The organism is Gordonibacter urolithinfaciens, assembly GCF_900199375.1.
GTDB lineage: Bacteria > Actinomycetota > Coriobacteriia > Coriobacteriales > Eggerthellaceae > Gordonibacter > Gordonibacter urolithinfaciens.
Window position 1 is genome coordinate 2,281,237 of record NZ_LT900217.1, and the last position, 16,452, is coordinate 2,297,688.

18 protein-coding genes are annotated in these 16,452 nt (G+C 64.5%); 14 read left to right on the plus strand and 4 right to left on the minus strand.

Annotated features, from left to right (window positions below; translation table 11 throughout):
* Positions 1 to 23 precede the first annotated feature (23 nt).
* From BN3560_RS09820 to BN3560_RS09835, 4 genes are read left to right on the plus strand one after another with little or no spacing between them, the layout of a single operon-like run.
* Entirely contained in the window at positions 24 to 1,310 is a 1,287-nt protein-coding gene (locus BN3560_RS09820) for a radical SAM protein (protein ID WP_096227901.1), read from the plus strand.
* Positions 1,307 to 1,660 carry a hypothetical protein gene (locus BN3560_RS09825; RefSeq protein ID WP_231897379.1) on the plus strand — a complete coding sequence of 118 codons (354 nt, stop codon included), beginning with the start codon at positions 1,307 to 1,309 and terminating at the stop codon, positions 1,658 to 1,660. Before BN3560_RS09820 ends, BN3560_RS09825 begins: the two co-directional genes overlap by 4 nt.
* A 3-nt stretch (positions 1,661 to 1,663) precedes the next feature.
* The gene (locus BN3560_RS09830; protein WP_096227903.1) at positions 1,664 to 2,104 is read left to right on the plus strand and encodes a DUF4405 domain-containing protein; all 441 of its coding nucleotides are present in this window, start codon (positions 1,664 to 1,666) and stop codon (positions 2,102 to 2,104) included.
* Complete coding sequence (locus BN3560_RS09835) at positions 2,097 to 2,723, plus strand: TorD/DmsD family molecular chaperone (protein WP_096227904.1); 627 nt, start codon at positions 2,097 to 2,099, stop codon at positions 2,721 to 2,723. Before BN3560_RS09830 ends, BN3560_RS09835 begins: the two co-directional genes overlap by 8 nt.
* Before the next feature lie 165 nt (positions 2,724 to 2,888).
* Here the strand turns inward: BN3560_RS09835 and BN3560_RS09840 are convergent, their stop codons facing one another.
* From BN3560_RS09840 to BN3560_RS09850, 3 genes are read right to left on the minus strand one after another with little or no spacing between them, the layout of a single operon-like run.
* The gene (locus BN3560_RS09840; RefSeq protein ID WP_231897380.1) at positions 2,889 to 4,091 is read right to left on the minus strand and encodes a lactonase family protein; all 1,203 of its coding nucleotides are present in this window, start codon (positions 4,089 to 4,091) and stop codon (positions 2,889 to 2,891) included.
* A 27-nt stretch (positions 4,092 to 4,118) separates the two neighbouring features.
* Positions 4,119 to 4,796 (minus strand): YczE/YyaS/YitT family protein, encoded by a 678-nt coding sequence (locus BN3560_RS09845; RefSeq protein ID WP_096227906.1) that lies wholly within the window; start codon positions 4,794 to 4,796, stop codon positions 4,119 to 4,121.
* A complete protein-coding gene (locus BN3560_RS09850) occupies positions 4,796 to 5,593 on the minus strand; it encodes a glucose 1-dehydrogenase (protein WP_096227907.1) in 798 nt (265 codons plus the stop codon). Before BN3560_RS09850 ends, BN3560_RS09845 begins: the two co-directional genes overlap by 1 nt.
* 603 nt (positions 5,594 to 6,196) lie before the next feature.
* Between BN3560_RS09850 and nrfD (BN3560_RS09860) the strand changes: the two genes are divergently transcribed.
* From nrfD (BN3560_RS09860) to BN3560_RS09905, 10 genes are all read left to right on the plus strand, one after another.
* Positions 6,197 to 7,123 carry an NrfD/PsrC family molybdoenzyme membrane anchor subunit gene (gene nrfD / locus BN3560_RS09860; protein ID WP_096227909.1) on the plus strand — a complete coding sequence of 309 codons (927 nt, stop codon included), beginning with the start codon at positions 6,197 to 6,199 and terminating at the stop codon, positions 7,121 to 7,123.
* Between the two features lie 22 nt (positions 7,124 to 7,145).
* The gene (locus BN3560_RS09865) at positions 7,146 to 8,147 is read left to right on the plus strand and encodes a slipin family protein (protein ID WP_231897381.1); all 1,002 of its coding nucleotides are present in this window, start codon (positions 7,146 to 7,148) and stop codon (positions 8,145 to 8,147) included.
* A gap of 254 nt (positions 8,148 to 8,401) precedes the next feature.
* Positions 8,402 to 8,800, plus strand: coding sequence for a GntR family transcriptional regulator (locus BN3560_RS09870; RefSeq protein WP_087191269.1), 399 nt, complete (start codon positions 8,402 to 8,404; stop codon positions 8,798 to 8,800).
* A gap of 147 nt (positions 8,801 to 8,947) precedes the next feature.
* Positions 8,948 to 9,412 carry a HipA domain-containing protein gene (locus tag BN3560_RS09875; RefSeq protein WP_123649843.1) on the plus strand — a complete coding sequence of 155 codons (465 nt, stop codon included), beginning with the start codon at positions 8,948 to 8,950 and terminating at the stop codon, positions 9,410 to 9,412.
* Positions 9,413 to 9,634: 222 nt separating this feature from the next.
* Positions 9,635 to 12,166, plus strand: coding sequence for a molybdopterin-containing oxidoreductase family protein (locus BN3560_RS09880; protein ID WP_096227911.1), 2,532 nt, complete (start codon positions 9,635 to 9,637; stop codon positions 12,164 to 12,166).
* Positions 12,167 to 12,192: 26 nt separating this feature from the next.
* Positions 12,193 to 12,801, plus strand: a complete 609-nt coding sequence (locus tag BN3560_RS09885) for a 4Fe-4S dicluster domain-containing protein (RefSeq protein ID WP_083809010.1) — start codon at positions 12,193 to 12,195, stop codon at positions 12,799 to 12,801.
* 18 nt (positions 12,802 to 12,819) lie between these two features.
* Positions 12,820 to 14,052 carry an NrfD/PsrC family molybdoenzyme membrane anchor subunit gene (nrfD, locus tag BN3560_RS09890; RefSeq protein ID WP_096227912.1) on the plus strand — a complete coding sequence of 411 codons (1,233 nt, stop codon included), beginning with the start codon at positions 12,820 to 12,822 and terminating at the stop codon, positions 14,050 to 14,052.
* Positions 14,053 to 14,187: 135 nt separating this feature from the next.
* On the plus strand, positions 14,188 to 14,544 hold the full coding sequence (locus tag BN3560_RS09895) for a hypothetical protein (RefSeq protein WP_096228660.1): 357 nt from the start codon (positions 14,188 to 14,190) through the stop codon (positions 14,542 to 14,544).
* 9 nt (positions 14,545 to 14,553) lie between these two features.
* Positions 14,554 to 15,006: a DUF4405 domain-containing protein gene (locus BN3560_RS09900; RefSeq protein WP_096228661.1), complete on the plus strand. Its 453-nt coding sequence runs from the start codon at positions 14,554 to 14,556 to the stop codon at positions 15,004 to 15,006.
* The gene (locus BN3560_RS09905; RefSeq protein WP_096227913.1) at positions 14,990 to 15,652 is read left to right on the plus strand and encodes a TorD/DmsD family molecular chaperone; all 663 of its coding nucleotides are present in this window, start codon (positions 14,990 to 14,992) and stop codon (positions 15,650 to 15,652) included. Before BN3560_RS09900 ends, BN3560_RS09905 begins: the two co-directional genes overlap by 17 nt.
* Before the next feature lie 237 nt (positions 15,653 to 15,889).
* Here BN3560_RS09905 and BN3560_RS09910 read toward each other — a convergent pair whose 3' ends face one another.
* Positions 15,890 to 16,273, minus strand: coding sequence for a hypothetical protein (locus BN3560_RS09910; protein ID WP_096227914.1), 384 nt, complete (start codon positions 16,271 to 16,273; stop codon positions 15,890 to 15,892).
* Between the last annotated feature and the right edge of the window lie 179 nt (positions 16,274 to 16,452).

The following is a 16,452-nucleotide window of genomic DNA, read 5'->3' on the forward strand; positions in this document are numbered from 1 at the left end:
TTCGTTCCTTGGAAGGGGAACTCATGGACGATATGGTTTCCGCCCGGCCCACGCTGGCCGCATGGCTCGAGGAATATGCCGCCATCGAGCGCGAGTTCGTCGATGCGGTGGCTGCCGAGGGGCCGGTTTTCGCGCCGCGCGCTGCAGGTCGCTCGCGTACGGACGAGCTGCGGGAGGCCTTGCGCGAGCGTGGCGCGCGCTTCATGAACGGTGGGGCCAGCGTGTCGTCCGGGTTCCTGTCGAGCGCATGCGCCGCGTGCGTGGGCGGCTGTGGAAGCCGCACGTTCTACATCAACCTGCGGTGCAATCGGGACTGCTACTTCTGCTTCAACCCCAACCAGGCCGACTTCGAGGAGCACTGCGCCTGCGATACCCCGTGGCGCGAGGAGCTCGAGGCGTTCGGTGCCGCGGTGCCGGAGGTCACGCACATCGGCCTCACGGGCGGCGAGCCCTTGCTTTGCAGCGACGAGGCGCTGGCGTTCTTCGCCCGCGCCCGCGAGCTCTATCCAGCCGCGCATCTGCGCCTCTACACGTCGGGCGCAGGCCTCGATGAGGCCTTCTGCGCTGCGGCGGCCGAGCGCGGACTGGACGAGGTCCGCTTCAGCGTGAAGCTGGACGAGGGGGAGGGCTCGGTCGAGGAGGTCCTCAGGGCCATCGCGCTCACGCGCCGGTTTTCCTTCGACGTCATGGTGGAGATGCCGGTGGTTCCCTCCGAGCTCGGGCGCATGAAGCTGCTGCTGCGGCAACTGGACGACCTTGGCGTGCGCGGCATCAACCTGCTGGAGCTGTGCTATCCGTACCGCAACTGGGATGAGTTTGCCCGGCGCGGCCTCGCGTTGAAGAACCCGCCCTTCGAGGTGCTCTACGACTACGGCTACGCGGGCGGCTTGGCCGTGGCCGGCAGCGAGGATGCGTGCCTGGAGCTCGTGCTGTTCGCGATGGAGGAGGGCCTGTCCCTGGGAGTGCATTACTGCTCGTTGGACAACAAGAACCGCGAGCAAGTGCTGCAGGGGAACCGTGCCGCCGCGCTCGACCCCGAGGTCTACGAGCTGGCCGACGACTGTTTCTACCTGACGGCGAAGGTGTTCGACGGCGATAGGGAGAAGGTCGGCGCCTACTTGGACGGAATCGGCGCGCGCTACGGCGTGGAGGACGACTGCGTGTCGTTCCATCCTGCTCGCGTCGCCGAGGCGGCCGAGCTAGGCGCCCTTCCCGTCCTCTCGTGGAACGTTATCGAGGGGCAGGGCGCCGATGCGTATGTTCGCGAACTGAAGCTCCAGGTAGCCGATGGCTCGGGGCTGCCGTGGTGAGGAAGCTGGCGCTGACCCTGCTCACGTTCGCGCTGGCGGGTGGGCTGGTGCTGGCTGCCGGCGTCGCGGCCGAGCCGGCGACGGGGGTGCGTGCGGTGACGGCCGAGTCGCCCTGTCCGGTGACGGGGTGCGCGAACGGCGCATGCCATGGGTTCGACGACGTGCCGGAGCCCGACGGCATTACCGAGATGACGTGTCCCGAGGCGGGGTGCGCGAGCGTGGAGTGCCATGCGTGGGATTCCCTGACGACGCGCTACCATCAGGCATCGGATGCGAGCTTGAACCTTTGGCTGCTCGCGCCGGTGGCGCTCGTGGTAGGGCTCGTGCTGATCGTGCGGAAGGTGGGGTGAGCGATGGACAAGAAGAACCTCGCTATCGACGTTGCCGCCCTCGCGGTCTTCCTGGCGGTTGTCAACCCCGCCCTCACGGGCATCGGCGTCCACGAGTGGCTGGGCCTGGGGATGCTCCTGGTATTCTTCGTCCACGCGCTGCTGCACGCGGACTGGGCGGTTGGGGCCTTGCGGGGGTCGATCGCGCGCCCGTCATGGGGCCGCACGGGCAATCTGGTGCTGGACGCGCTGATCCTCGTTGCGCTCATGGCGGTGACGGTGTCGGGCATCATGGTTTCCGGAGCGGTCCTGCCGACGTTCAGATGGTATGCGCAGGGCTACTATTTTTGGGACCCGCTGCACGCGATGAGCGCGAAGGCGCTCTTGGCGCTTCTGCTGGTTCATGTCGTGGTGCATGGGAAATGGCTCGCGAGAGTCTTCAAGAAGGGGGAGAAGCATGGATGAGATCGACTGGGCGACGAGGGCAACGGCCTGGGAGCTGGCGGCGCTGTCCTTCCGCTATCCGGGCCCGGAGCTCGAGGGCGCCGTGGCATCCGGCGAGTGGGCGGAGGCGGCGCGCGAGATAGCGGGGGCGTTGGGCTTGGCGCTGCCGGAGGGCTTCGGCGCGGGCGCGTCCGCGGAGGGGCTGCGCCCCGAGGCCACGCGCCTGTTCGTGGGCGCGCCCGAGCCCGCGGTCTCGCCCTACGAGGGCGTATGGCGCGCGGCCGACGACGGGGTGCAGGCGCTCCTGTTCGTGAACCCGCACTCCATGGAGGTGGAGCGCTTCATGCGAGGGTGCGGCCTCGGGCGTCCCGAGGGCACGAACGAGCCGCTGGACCATGTGGCCACGGAATGCGAGCTCATGGAGCACCTGGCCCTGCGCGCCGCCGGCGCGGAGCCGCCCGGGGGAGCGCCCGCCGGCGCCGACCTCCCCGGCGGCTCGCCCGAGGCGGCCTACGGGGCCTTCCTCGAGGGGCACGCCCGGACCTGGATGCCCCGCTTCGCCGAGCGCGTCGCCGCGGAGACGCGTGCCCCCTTCTACCGCGACGCGGCCACGTTCCTCGGCGCGCTCGTTGCACAATAAGCTTCCGTGCTCCCGACGATTGCCAAACTGGTAGTTTTTTGACAGAACAAAACAGGCCAATGAACAGGTAAAATACAATATATTACCTGTTCATTGGCCTGTCAAAAAACACTCGGTTTGGCAATCGCCGCAGCATCTCCAGGATTTCGCGTTTTGCTTCTCGGCCTACCCGTCCCAGATGACGCACGAGGGCTGGGGGATGGCGATGCGCGCCTCCTCGCGAGGAGCGCCCGTGGCCGGGTCGAGGGCGAATATGACCACCTCGTTGTTGTCCTGGTTCGCCACGGCCAGGTGCCGCCCCTCGGGGGAGAGCGAGAAATGGCGCGGGCCGCGCCCGCCGCACGGGCAGTCGGCGAGCGGGGTTGCGGCGCCGTCCTGGTCGATGTCGAACAGCGCCAGACGGTCGCTGCCGCGCACGGACACGTAAAGGCGCCGCCCGTCCGGCGAGAACGCGGGATGCGCCGCCAGTACGGGATGCCCGGCGATGGCCTGGGCATGCGCCTCACCCTCCGACGGCCCGTCCGCCGATGACGCGGCATGGGTGGAAGGCGCACCCCGCCCTTCGGCCGCGGTCGGGAGCGCCAGGTGCCCTGCCAGCCTCCAGCCCGTGCCTGCCCGGTCGTACCGGTACAGCAGCACGTCGTTCGCCAGCTCGTTCACCAGGGCCGCCAGCGGCAGGTGGGGATGGAACGCCAGCATGCGCGGGCCCGAGCCGGGCGGCACGCGCACGGTTTCCACCGGCGGGGTCTCGAGCGTTCCGGTGGCCTCGGCCCGGTAGAGCGTCACGGTGTCGATCCCCAGGTCAACCACGGCCAGCAGGTTCGTGCCGGGCACGAAGCATGCCGAGTGCACGTGCGGCGCGCCCTGCCGCGCGCGGTTCGGTCCGCTTCCCGCATGGCGCACCGACGGCAGGCCGCCGCAGGGGTTTCCGTTGGCGTCGAGCAGGCACAGCCCCACCGAGCCGCTTGCGTAGTTCGCGCCGTAGAGGCAGCGCCCGTCGGGATGCACGGCGGCGAAGCAGGTTCCGGCATCCGCGGGCGACGAGCACGTGCCCCGGCAGCAGAGCATCCCGTCCTCGGCTGCCTCGTAGGCGGTCAGGCAGCTGCGGTCGGCCAGCTCGTGAGCTGCGTACAGGGTGCTCGCCGCGCTTCCGCCGAGCTTCGTCTGCGCGCCGGCCTCCGCGCCCGCCTGCTCGCCGGTCGGCTGCGCGCGCACGAGGTACGAGGGGTTCGGTGCATGCGTTCCGGCGTTCACGATGTGCAGGCGGCGCCCGCCCTCGTCGAACGCGAGCACGTAGATGCCCTCGCTCGCGGTGCCCTCGGTGTAGGTTCCCACGAACAGGCGCCGCTTCGCCCTCGCTCGCTCCATGGCGCAGACTCCTTTCATACGGTGCCGTTAACCGCGCTCCTGCGCCAACTCTTCCCGGTTCAGCACGTGGAAGCGCCGGTAGAGCCGAAGCGTGGCCACTCGGTTCCATGCGGTGATCAGGGGCCCGGTCATGAAGGCGGCCACTACGGTGAACACCCCGATGGGCCCGCCGGCGAAGAGGGCCACCACGGTCACGAGGATGTCCTGGGCCATGCGCACGGGCGTGTAGGAGAACCGCGTGCGCGCCACGATCACGGGCGCGACGGCGTCGATGGGTGCCACGCCCATGCGGGTCTTCAGGTAGAGCGACACGCCCAGCGTGAACAGCAGCGTTCCGATCACCAGGTGCGCGCCCGCGCTCGCGAGGCCCGACGGCTGCCACGGCAGCAGGCCGTACAGCCAGGTGAAGAGCTCGATCAAGTACCCCACGAACACCATGTTGATGATGGTGCCCAAGCCTATCTGCCACTTGTCGAGTGCGAACACCGCCACGAGTATCACGAGGTTCACCAACAGCTGGAACGTGCCGAAGTCCATGCCGACGAGCGCGCTCAGCCCCAGGTTCATGGCCGTGAACGGATCCACGCCCACGTTGCCCACGCGGCACACGGTGGTGCCCAGCGCGATGCATACCACGCCGATGCACGAGAACAGCAGCTTGCCCTTCAGGTTGTACGTGTGGCGCAGGTCCATCCACCGCGCCATCAGCCATCGCCCCGCTCGAACGACGGGTACAGCGCCATGCCGCCGTCCACGAACAGGCTCGTGCCGGTGACGTAGCTCGACTCGTCCGATGCGAGCCAGGCTGCGGCGGCGGCCACCTGCTCCACCGTGCCAATGCGGTGCATCGGGATCATGCGCTCCGTCTGGGCGCGCGCCTCGGGGTCCTCGAACTTCTCGGCGTTGATGGGCGTCTCGATGGCGCCCGGCGCGATGCAGTTCACGCGGATTCCGCGGTGCGCGTACTCGAGCGCGATGGTCTCGCTGAACAGTTTCACGCCGCCCTTGCTGGCCGCGTAGTGCGCGAACGTGGGCCAGGGAATGCGCTCGTGGACGGATGACAGGTTGATGATGCAGCCTTTCCGGTCCTGCTCGACGAAGTGCTCGAGCGCCGCCTTCGAGCCCAGGAACACGCCGGTCAGGTTGACGGCGAGCGTCTTCTCCCACACGTCGAGGGGCAGCTCGTGGGTGGGGTGGCGCGACTCGATGCCGGCGTTGTTCACCCATACGTCGATGCCGCCGAAGTGCTCGAGCGCGGCTTCGCGGAGCTTGGGCGCGCCGTCCTCCTGCGAGATGTCCGCCTGCACGAGCACGACGTGCGCGGTCTCGCCCGGCGCGTTGAACTCGTCGGCGAGTTTCTGGGCCTCGCCGCGGTGCTTGTCGCTGTGGAAGTTGACGACGACGCTCATGCCCTCCTGCAAGAATCGCCGCGCGATGCCGTGGCCGAGGCCGACGGATGCGCCGGTGACTACGGCGGTCTTGCCGTTGAGGTCGGGATACATGGTGTACCTCCTTTGAAGGGGCCGATTCGCAGAAGTATGGAGGTGTTCGGCGCCGCGCTTGCCTTGCAGAGGGGGAGCGTGGCGCTCTTGTCACGGCATTGCCACGCGCCCGGCACCGGCCGAGGGAAACCAGCCGAGTGCGGCGGGTGGGCGGGTGGGCGGCGGGGTGACGTCTCCTTCTGCCGTGCCGCCGCTGCGCTGCTGGGCGCGCTTGTCGGGTAGGGGAGGCGCTTTTTGGCCATAGCCTCGATTCTCGTCCACATGATCGCAGATTCTTGAACAGGGGAAATGATACGTTTCGCCTGATCAAGAGTGTGGACGAGAATCGAGGCTATGGCAGCGGCGGGGCTGCCCGGCGATGGTCGGCGGCGCTTCTGGGTGATTGGCGGGATGCGGGCGCGGGGTCGCCGTTCCGTTACGATGGTGCTATAATACCTATGATTTGTTACATTGCGACAAATAAGATGCTGTCGGGCGTGATGCGAGCGCCATTCGCGGCAGTCGGCGTGCTCGTCGCAAGAGCGCATCCGCGGCGGAGGGCGACCAGCGGTCTGAGGGGCCGGCCTGCCGCGCCTGCAGGCTGCACAGGGGGTCGAGATACGTATGTTCAACCTGCTCACGACAGGTTATCTGTTCCTCGGCGGAGCCGGGGCGGGGGCGCTCGTCGTGTTGGGCGCGCTCGAATGCGCCAACGTGCGGCGTCGGTTCGCGCTCCCTCCCGCCCGGGCTGCGCGCGTCGAGCGGGCGCTCGCGCTGCCCGACGAGTTCTTCGCACGCGGCTGGCCCGTGTGCTTCGTGGCCCTGGCGGCGGGCATGCTCTGCCTGCTCGTGGATCTCGGCCGCCCGGAGCGCCTGCTGAGCCTGCTCACGTCCCCGGAGCCGTCGGCCATCGCCGTGGGCGCCTACGCGCTGGTTCTCGCGCTTGCCTGCGCCGGCGTGTTCTCGCTGGTTGAGCTGCTGGACGGGGTGCGCGTCCGGCCCGCTGTTGTGTGGGGAGCGGCCGTGGCCGGCGTGGCGGCGGGGCTCGTGGCCGTGGCGTACACGGGCGTGCTGCTGCAGGGGTTGGCGTCGGTGCTGTTCTGGCAGACGCCGCTTCTGCCGATGCTGTTCTCGCTGTCCTCGCTGTCGTGCGGCATCGCCTGCGCCTTCCTGGGCGCCGCGTTCGTCGAGACGCGTCGGCCCATCACGCGCCCGCTCGCTCGCCTGGCGCTCGTCGACGGAGTACTGCTGGTGCTGGAGGCCCTGGTGATGGCTGGCTATCTAGCCTGGGCGTTTGCAGGAGAGGGCACGGCGCTCGCAGCGCAGGCGCTCGTCGCGGGCGATCTGCGCTGGGCGTTCTGGGGCGGTGCGGTCCTGTGCGGCCTGGCGGCTCCGTTCGCGCTCGAGCGCTGCCTCACGCACGGCAACAGCCGCACGCAGCTTCTGTGGATCGCGGCGGCGCTTCTGGCGGGTGGGTTCGCGCTTAGGTTCTGCCTCGTGGGCGCCGGGGCCTACGATGCGACGCAGCTACCCGGCCTGCTGTTCGGTTGACGATAGGATGAGAGGCAAAGCCATGAGACGAAGCAAAGCCGACCGCACCATGCGGGACGCCCCCTACGAGCTCACCGACAAGGAGGCCGAGATCAGGGCCGCCACCTCGTACGTGCCGCGCAAGTCATCGCGCAACGGCGCGGTCATCTTCAGTATCGCCGTGTTCGTGATGACGGGCGCTGTCGTGCTGGGCGTCGCCCTCGTCGCGACCGGCGGCATCGGCCTCGCTGCCATCGTCGCTGCGCTGCTCACGGCGTTGCTCGTGCTGTCCTCCACGCACATTGCGCTCTCCTGGGAGAAGGTGGTGGTGCTGCGCTTCGGCAAGCTGGCACGCGTCGTGGGGCCGGGCCTGTACTTCACCATTCCCCTCATCGAGCACGGCACCATCCGCGTGGACCAGCGCACCATCGCCACGCCGTTCTACGCCGAGAAGACGCTCACGGCCGACCTCGTGCCGGTGACGGTGGACGCGGTGCTGTTCTGGGTGGTGTGGGATGCCGAGAAGGCGTGCACCGAAGTGGAGGACTACTACGCCGCCGTGTCGTTTCTCGCCCAGACGGCCATGCGCGAGGCTGTGGGCCGTTCGACCGTGGCCGAGGTGGCGCTGCGCCGCGACCAGCTGGATATCGAGATAAAGGAGGACATTGAGAAGGAGGCGGCCAACTGGGGCGTCGACATCATCTCGGTGAAGGTGCGCGACATCGTGATCCCCGACGAGCTGCAGGAGGCCATGAGCCTGGAGGCCCAGGCCGACCGCGAGAAGAACGCGCGCATGTCCGTGGCCAGCGTGGAGAGCGACCTGGCCGAGATGCTGGCCGAGGCCGCGCGCATCTACGGCGATCCCGACGCGGCCCTGAAGCTGCGCACGATGCTCATGCAGTACGACACCGTGAAGAAGTCAAAGAGCGCCGTGGTCACGGTGCCGAGCTCGTTCTCGGACGGCTTCGCCGACGCCGCGGACAAGGCCGGTGCCGACGGGCTCGGCAGGGCGCCGTCGGACGCGGTGAGGGGCGGCCGGCAATGAGCCCGGCTATCGGGGCGGCAACCGAAAGCCGTCCCGCCCCGGTGCGGAACGGAGTGCTCGAAGAGGCACTGGTTCGGGGAAAAGCGGTGGTCGGCATGGGGATTGAACCGTTTACCCGAGGGGCGTCTCTCATACGGATCGTTCGCCCGCGGCACTCCCGTTGCGGGGATTGCGCGAACGTTGCAAGGCCTGCAACCTGCGGCAACGTGGTTCTGTTATGATGAAAGCTAACCGACACCGTGAGAGAAAGCCCCATGAGCCCGCTTGAGTCGTTCGAAATAGATTACAGCAGCGGCCTGCCCGTATGGATACAGGTGAAGAACCGCATCGCCTATCTCATAGGCTCGGGCGCCTACGTTCCGGGCGACCGCCTGCCCACGGTGCGCGCGCTGGCCGTGGACCTGGACATCAGCTACAACACGGTGAACCGCGCCTACATGGACCTCGAGCGCGAGGGCTACATCTCCACCCGCAAGGGCAGGGGAACATTCGTGGCCGAGCGCCATTCCGTGGGCGCCGACCTGGCTGCGAACAGCCCCGTGGAGCTGCTGGTGGACGACATGATCCGGGCCTGCGCCAACGCCGGCCTCGCCGACGACGACATCATCGCCATGGTGGCCGCCCGACTGGCGAACAAGAAACTTGCGCACTAGGCGCCCGCCCGCCCGACGTGTCGTTGCCGATCGGGGGCAATAGCGCGAAAACCCTTGACCGTTCCCGATCGGTAATAGTGTTCTCAAGTCGCTGGGTTCATCCCGAACGGGAACGCGGTATGAATCGAATACTCTCGGCAGGTGACTTTGGCGCGATCGTTCGTGCGCGACGGAAACAGCTCGGTTATTCCCAGCACCAGCTTGATGCTGTACAACTATTTGATCAGCAATTGCGGCGCGCATCTTAAAAACTATTCGCTTGCCTGGACTGGCTCCAACTCCGTGCGCTTTGTTCCGGCCTATGATCTTGTGTCGACAGCGGTGTACGACGGTCGGCGCGGAGCCAAACTGAGTCGCAGCATGGGCCTGCGCGTGGGGGAACATCTGAATATCGACAAGGTGAATGCCGACGACTTCGACCTGCTTGCGAAAGAGCTGAGGCAGCCAGCTTGGCAGGCTGCGGACGAGCGTGCGCGCTTGCGACATGAGCTGCCCGATGCGCTGCGGCGTGCGGCGGAGCAGGCGGTATGCTCGGGCTTCGGCGAGGAAGCCGATGCATTGGCCGACCGCATCCTTTTCGGCGCCAAAGTTCGCATGAAGGCGTTCGGCTAGCACATCGTAGATGACCCTTCTATCTCCTTCTATCTCCGATCCGGCATAGTTTATTCTATTGATTGTCGCAAGACATTGTGATAATGTGACAATATCGAGATTGGCCAATACGAGGATTAACAAGGGGGTATCCCGAAGGCCAAGCGAGGGGAGCGGAGGTGCGCACTACGTTTTCCCGAGCAGCTTTCTCCAGGGTATCCTGATGATCTTTGAGGAGGAGATATGTCAGGAAACGAACGCCCACATTCTGGGTTCACGCGCCGAAGCTTTCTCAAGACGACTGCCGTTGCGGCCGGTCTGGCCGCGGTCGGTACCGCCGCAACGCCGTCGCTCCAGGCCTTGGCGGCAAATTACGAGTCAGGTCAGGATGAAACGAAGAGCGAACATGTATTCTGCGGAGTCTGCCGCGGCAATTGCTCTGGCACTTGCAAGCTCAACGTCCATGTTCGCGATAACAAAATCGTAAAGACTTCAAAGCGCAAATTCAATTCCTTTCCGAACGGCGAGATCGATAGGATTTGTCTGCGTGGTTTAAGTCACCCCTACAACGTTTACGGTCCGAACAGGATCCAATATCCCTTGAGGCGTGTCGGAGATCGAGGCGCGGGAGAGTGGGAGCGCATCAGCTGGGATGAAGCTGTGACTGAAATTGCTGAAAAATGGCAGGCGATACGAGAGAAGTACGGCGACCAGGCAATTGCTTACACGCGAGGATCGGGCAATATGGGAACGATCAGCGGCGTTGCTTCTCCCATGTTCAATGTTTTCTTCAATAAGATCAATGCAACGCAGATCAAGATTGCTCGTGATCAGGCAAATACGCGTGGCGTCAATCGCGTTGTAGGCAGCCTGGGCGATTGGGTTCTTAATGATCCTTCGGACTTCAAGAATGCTAAAACGCTATTTGTCTGGGGAGCCAATATCACAGATGCCCAGATGCACGATTGGCATTTCATAGCGGAAGCTCAAGAATCAGGTACGAAGCTGGTGGTTATCGATCCAGTTTTAACGCAATTAGCTGCTAAAGCAGACAAATGGGTGCCGATACAGCCAGCAACCGATGCTGCGCTCGCGTTGTCTATGATGTATGTGATGGTGAGTGAGGAGCTTGAGAACAGGCCGTTTCTCAAGGAGCACACGTGCGCTCCGTTTCTAGTCAGAGAAGATACAGGGAAATTCCTTCGCATGAGTGATCTTGGGGTGGAGCCGACTGTTATCGAGGTAAGCAGAGAGCAGGTTTCGGCCGCCTCAAGTTCTAACAAGGGCGCCGCTGTTGGCCAGGGTTCGACGATAACGAAGATTGTAGACCAGCCGGCGGTGCTCGAATTCGACGGAAAGCCGGTCGGAGCTGATGATGCCAAGGACCCCAGGCTAAGCGGAACGTATAACTTTAACGGGGTCACTTGTCGTACCGCATACGATCTTCTCGTTGCCGATATCATGGACTATTCACCGGAAGCGGCCTCGAAGATATGCGATATCCCCGCTGATACTATTATCGAACTGGCCCATATGGCGGTGGATGGTCCGTGCATTCATCGACTCGGCTGGGGATCCAACTCATACACGAATGGCGTGCACGCCGCCCATGCCAATATAACCATGGCGGCTTTAACGGGGCAAATAGGTTATCCGGGTGCGGGTACCGGTATTGGTGATTTTAAACCCTGTTGGGGCATCAATGCTTTGGTAAAGGGCATGGCGGCTGCAAAATATCCCATGATATCGGCGCTGTTTTTGCCCGAAATAATGCGTACTGGTAAGTATAAAGGACAGGATTATCCTATTAAGTCGCTCTACGTTTATTCAGGGAACCCCGTTTGCAATCAAGTAAACACTAATGAATACCTACGCGATATTGTAGGAAATCTCGATTTTCTCGTCGTTGCCGATTATACGTTTACCGATACGGTCAAGTATGCCGACATCGTTCTTCCAGCTGCGCATTGGTTCGAGCAACAAGATGTGATTGCCATTTCGGCCACGCAATGCTTTATCTATAGTGAAAAAGCGATTGATCCTTTGTACGAGTCGAAGTCTGACTTGGATATCCTTCGCCTATTTGCCGAAAAGATGGGCCATCCTGACTTGCTTTCTCTTTCCGATGACCAATACATGGCACAGGTCATCAATACGCCGGCTTTGGAAAAGCTAGGTATAACCTGGGAAAACGTGAAAAAGAACGAAGACATGTATTGGTATCCAAGCAAGCCTTGGATACCGTGGGAGAATGCCGAATTCAAAACTCCTTCTGGGCGAATGGAGTTCTATGTAGAGAATCCGACCGTTCAGTTTGATATGGGGCAAGAATTCGATGTTGAACGCGAACACTTGCCGCGGTATTTCAATCCGACTGAGGCGTACCAAGGAAGTCCTGCCTGGGATAAATACAAGCTCATTCTTTTGAGCGAACGTCCAAGATTCCGCGTGCATTCCATGTGGTCTGACAACCAGTACCTGCGCGAGCTCGACCCCGAGCCGACTATCAAAATGAATCCCGTCGATGCTGGCGAGCGCAATATAGCAGATGGCGACTATGTGGAAGTGTACAACGATCGCGGCCACTGCGTTGCGAAAGCCATCCTTAACGATGCCGTTCGTCCCGGATGTACGGTGTACCCGAAAAGCTGGCAGCAAAACCAATTCAAAGCCGGATCGTGGTCGGAATTGCTGACTTCGGTCTACGATCCAGTTGGGGTGAATGAGAGCTATTTCGACAATCTGGTCGAGATTCGTGTCTGGAATGAGGGGTGAGCACTGTGGTAAAAGAACGGCTCGGAATGACGATAGATACCAAGCGTTGCATAGCATGCAATTCATGTGCAGTCGCTTGCAAGATAGAAAATAATCTTCCTAACTTCAATTGGTGGAACCGGGTGATGACGGTCGGCGGCAATCACATGGATGCACCTTCAGGGATGTACCCGAATCTTGAAATGTACAACATAACGCTTGCCTGTCAGCATTGCGAAAACCCTGCGTGCGTGAAGGTGTGTCCGGTAGGGGCGACTTACAAGGATGAGGAAACGGGAGTCGTGCGTCAAGACTATGACAAGTGTATCGGTTGTCGTATGTGCATGGCGGCCTGCCCTTACACGGGTGTGCGCTCGTTCAACTGGGAAGAGCCGAGGTATCATCTTGAATTCTCCGTCGGAGACTCCGATGTGCCTGGGCATCAGAAACATGTTGTAGAAAAATGCACCATGTGCTGGCATCGGCTTGCTAAGGGGTTAGCGCCTGCATGCGTTGAGGCTTGCTCTGCCCGTGCTCGGCATTTCGGGGATTTAAACGATCCTGACTCTGACGTCTCTCGCCTTATTCGCGAACGCGGATACCAGCAATTGCTGCCGGAGCGCGGAACGGAACCGTCCGTTTACTACCTCGTTTAGCTTGGAAGGAGAACTATCATGACCGAGGATATTTCGGCGACACCATCGCCTAGAGCTTCGTCGCCCAAGGTCCCTGCTGCCAAATTCGGGGGCAGGGGAATCAATATCGGCATCGCGGTCGCTGCCGTCGTGACCGTCGCGGGCCTCGCCCTGTGGGTCGTGCAGCTCTCCGGCGGCCTCGTGCAGACGGGGATGCGCAACTTCGACTCGTGGGGGCTCTACATCACCCTGTTCATGTTCCTGGTGGGCCTGTCGGCTGGCGGCCTCATCATCTCATCGGTGCCGCGCGCGTTCGGTATGAAGGGCTTCGGCGGCATCTCGAAGGTGGCTGTGTGGACGTCCATCTGCTGCACGGTGCTCGCCATCGCCTTCGTGGTGGTGGACCTGGGGCACCCGGCGCGATTGTGGGAGCTGTTCGCGTACTCGAACCTCGGCTCGCCGCTCATGTGGGACATCGTCGTGCTGGGCACCTACCTCGTCCTTTCCATCGCGTACCTGTGGGCCACGCTGCGCTTCGAGGGCGGCAAGGGGTCCGAGAGGTCGCTGCGCGCCATCAGCGTGGTCGCGCTTGCGTGCGCCATCCTGGTGCACTCGGTGACGGCCTGGATCTTCGGCCTGCAGCAGAGCCACGAGATGTGGTACACGGCGCTTCTGGCCCCGTGGTTCGTGTCCTCGGCGCTCGTGTGCGGCACCTCGCTCGTGCTCGTGGTGGTCATCGCGCTGCGCCGGGCGGGCTACCTCGAGCTCGACCAGGCGAGCATCGTGAAGCTGGCGAAGATGCTGGGTGCGTTCGTGCTGGTGGACCTGTACTTCTTCGCCTGCGACCTCCTGACCGCCGGCTTCCCGAACGCCTCGGGCGCGGAGGTCGTCGCCATGCTGACCGCTGGGCCGCTCGCACCGTTCTTCTGGACCGAGGTCGTGGGCTGCATCCTCTGCGCCGTGGTGTGCTTCGTGCCGAGGCTGCGCACGAGCCCGCTCATCGTGGTGGCATCGCTGCTGGCCATCGTGGGCATCTTCTGCAAGCGCGTGCAGCTGCTGGTCGGTGGCTTCCAGATCCCGAACATCGACATGGCCGGTCCCCTGACGCCTTACACCGTCACCGGCTGGGAGTCCGGCATGGCGGGCGCCTACCAGGGTATGGTCTACTTCCCGACGCCGCTCGAGTTCGGCGTGGCGCTGGGCGTGATGGGCCTGGGGGCGCTCCTTTTGCTGGCGGGACTGAAGTTCCTGCCGCTCAAGCCCGCGAAGTAACGACGACTGTTCGTTCGAAGCGCGCCGGGTCCGACCCCCTCCCTGCCCGGCGTGCCTTCGCAGTTCGACGGGCGTCTATCGTCGCTTGCGCGTTGTCGCGCGGCAGGCTCCCCGGATTGAAGGGCGATGGTTTTCATGGTGAGAAAACTTGCGGTGACGTTGACGGTGTTTCTGCTGGTAGGCCTCTGCGTGTTCGGCGCAGGACTGGCGGTCGATGCCGCGGTGGGCCCGCCGCAGGCGATAACGGCCGATTCCCCCTGCCCGGCCGTCGGGTGCGTCTCGGGGGAGTGCCATGGGTTCGACAACGTGCCCGCGCCCGACGGCGTCCACGAGATGAGCTGCCCCGAGGCATCGTGCTCGAGCTTGGAATGCCATGCATGGGACACGTTGGCAACGCGCTACCACCAGGCGAGCGACGCGAGCCTGAACCTGTGGGTGCTCGCGCCGGTGGTGCTGGTGGTCGGCCTGGTGCTGATCGTACGGAAGCTTTAGGAGGGGGCTGTGGACGCCAGGAAAAACCTTGGGATCGATGCTCTCGCGCTGGGGATATACGCGGTTGCGGCCAATCCCGCCTTCACGGGTATCGCGGTGCACGAGTGGGCAGGGCTCGGGCTTGCGGTCGTGTTTGTGGTGCATGCGGCCGCCCATGCCGATTGGGCGGCCGATGCGGTGCGCTCGGCGTGGGGCGAGCCCTCGTGGGCGCGTACGGGCTACCTCGTGCTGGACGCGCTTATCGTGGCGAGCTTTATGGTGGTGACGGTGTCCGGCCTCATGGTGTCGGGCGCGGTTCTGCAGGCGTTCGGATTGTATGCGCCTGGCTATTATTTCTGGGACCCGTTGCACGCGGTTGCGGCGAAGGTCTTGCTTACGTTGCTGCTGGTGCACGTGGTGGTGCATGCACGATGGATCGTGCGCATGGTGAGGAAGGGGAAGGGCGATGGCGAACTTGATTGACGAGCCGAAGGAGTGGCAGGCCCGCGCGGCCCTGTGGGAGCTGGCGGCGCTGTCCTTCCGCTATCCGGGCTCGGAGCTGGCCGAGGCGGTGGCATCCGGCGAGTGGGCCGAGGCTGCCGAGGAGCTGGCGGCGGTGCTCGGTCTCGAGGTACGGGGCGGCCGCGAGGAGGAGGGGCCGGGGTGTTCCAGCTCGGATGCCCTCCTGGGCGCCCTGCGCCCCGAGGCCACGCGCCTGTTCGTGGGCGCGCCCGCGCCCGCGGTCTCGCCCTACGAGGGCGTGTGGCGCGCGGCCGACGACGGGGTGCAGGCGCTCCTGTTCGTGAACCCGCACTCCATGGAGGTGGAGCGCTTCATGCGCGCGTGCGGCCTCGGGCGCCCGGAGGGCACGAACGAGCCGCTCGACCATGTGGCCACCGAATGCGAGCTCTTGGAGCACCTGGCCCTGCGCGCCGCCGGCGCGGTGCCGCCCGAGGGAGCGCCCGCCGGCGCCGACCTCCCCGGCGGCTCGCCCGAGGCGGCCTACGACGCCTTCCTCGAGGGGCACGCCCGCGCGTGGATGCCCCGCTTCGCCGAGCGCGTCGCCGCGAAGTCGCGCGTCCCCTTCTACCGCGACGCGGCCGCGCTGCTGGGCGCGCTCGTCGGGTAGGGGAGGCCGCTTTCGGGCCACAGCCCCGATTCTCGTCCACGTGGCCGCAGGTTTCTGAACAGGCACGATGATGTGTTTCTCCTGATCAGGAGTGTGGACGAGAATCGAGGCTGTGGCAGCGGCGGGGCTGCCCGGCGACGGTCGGCGGCGCTTCTGGGCGATTGGGGGGGGCGCTGCTCCGCGAGCGCGGCCACCCCCGCCTGCGGCTGCCGCGGCCACCCCCGCCTGCAACTTCCGCTAACGCTTCTCCATCGCGGGTTTGAAGCAAGCGAGCGCCCAGGCGTCGTCGAGCGCAAGGCCGATCCGCTCCTCCAATCCCTCGCGGCGGGCGGTCAGCCAGAGCGCGTGCCACCCGAATGTGCGCCCCTGCCGTCCGCGCGGCTTCGGGAAGGCCACCCACAGCTCGCCGCGGCGGGAAAGCGCTTCGCGTGCCTCGGCTATGCGCGCGCGGTACTCGTCCAGGTTCGTGGCGAACAGCACCGCGAAGTCGTACGGCCCTCTGGAGGGGAAGGCGACCAGCTCCTGGCCGGCCGCCATGGCGTGGAACTCGGGCGGGGCGTACAGCGCGACCCCTTTCGCGCCCTCTTCCAGATGCATTTTCTTGAACACGGTGGACTCCATACGTCCTCCTTCCCTCACGAGCTTGACAGTTTTCCCGGCCAGTCTAACGCGAGCGTCACCCCGCCGCGACCATCGCTGCCGTTCTGCAACGCGTGCGTCGCCCGGCCTTCGCACGATGCGCACATGGCACGGTCGCTCAAAATGCCCTACAATAGCCCCATGATTGTCTTAGGATAATT

Excerpts from the sequence above, each read along its gene's own strand:
- BN3560_RS09820 (WP_096227901.1), top strand. The coding sequence starts at position 24 with ATGGACGATATGGTTTCCGCCCGGCCCACGCTGGCCGCATGGCTCGAG.
- BN3560_RS09830 (WP_096227903.1), top strand. The coding sequence starts at position 1,664 with ATGGACAAGAAGAACCTCGCTATCGACGTTGCCGCCCTCGCGGTCTTC.
- BN3560_RS09835 (WP_096227904.1), top strand. The coding sequence starts at position 2,097 with ATGGATGAGATCGACTGGGCGACGAGGGCAACGGCCTGGGAGCTGGCG.
- BN3560_RS09840 (WP_231897380.1), bottom strand. The coding sequence starts at position 4,091 with ATGGAGCGAGCGAGGGCGAAGCGGCGCCTGTTCGTGGGAACCTACACC.
- BN3560_RS09845 (WP_096227906.1), bottom strand. The coding sequence starts at position 4,796 with ATGGCGCGGTGGATGGACCTGCGCCACACGTACAACCTGAAGGGCAAG.
- BN3560_RS09850 (WP_096227907.1), bottom strand. The coding sequence starts at position 5,593 with ATGTATCCCGACCTCAACGGCAAGACCGCCGTAGTCACCGGCGCATCC.
- nrfD (WP_096227909.1), top strand. The coding sequence starts at position 6,197 with ATGTTCAACCTGCTCACGACAGGTTATCTGTTCCTCGGCGGAGCCGGG.
- BN3560_RS09865 (WP_231897381.1), top strand. The coding sequence starts at position 7,146 with ATGAGACGAAGCAAAGCCGACCGCACCATGCGGGACGCCCCCTACGAG.
- BN3560_RS09870 (WP_087191269.1), top strand. The coding sequence starts at position 8,402 with ATGAGCCCGCTTGAGTCGTTCGAAATAGATTACAGCAGCGGCCTGCCC.
- BN3560_RS09880 (WP_096227911.1), top strand. The coding sequence starts at position 9,635 with ATGTCAGGAAACGAACGCCCACATTCTGGGTTCACGCGCCGAAGCTTT.
- BN3560_RS09885 (WP_083809010.1), top strand. The coding sequence starts at position 12,193 with ATGACGATAGATACCAAGCGTTGCATAGCATGCAATTCATGTGCAGTC.
- nrfD (WP_096227912.1), top strand. The coding sequence starts at position 12,820 with ATGACCGAGGATATTTCGGCGACACCATCGCCTAGAGCTTCGTCGCCC.
- BN3560_RS09895 (WP_096228660.1), top strand. The coding sequence starts at position 14,188 with ATGGTGAGAAAACTTGCGGTGACGTTGACGGTGTTTCTGCTGGTAGGC.
- BN3560_RS09905 (WP_096227913.1), top strand. The coding sequence starts at position 14,990 with ATGGCGAACTTGATTGACGAGCCGAAGGAGTGGCAGGCCCGCGCGGCC.
- BN3560_RS09910 (WP_096227914.1), bottom strand. The coding sequence starts at position 16,273 with ATGGAGTCCACCGTGTTCAAGAAAATGCATCTGGAAGAGGGCGCGAAA.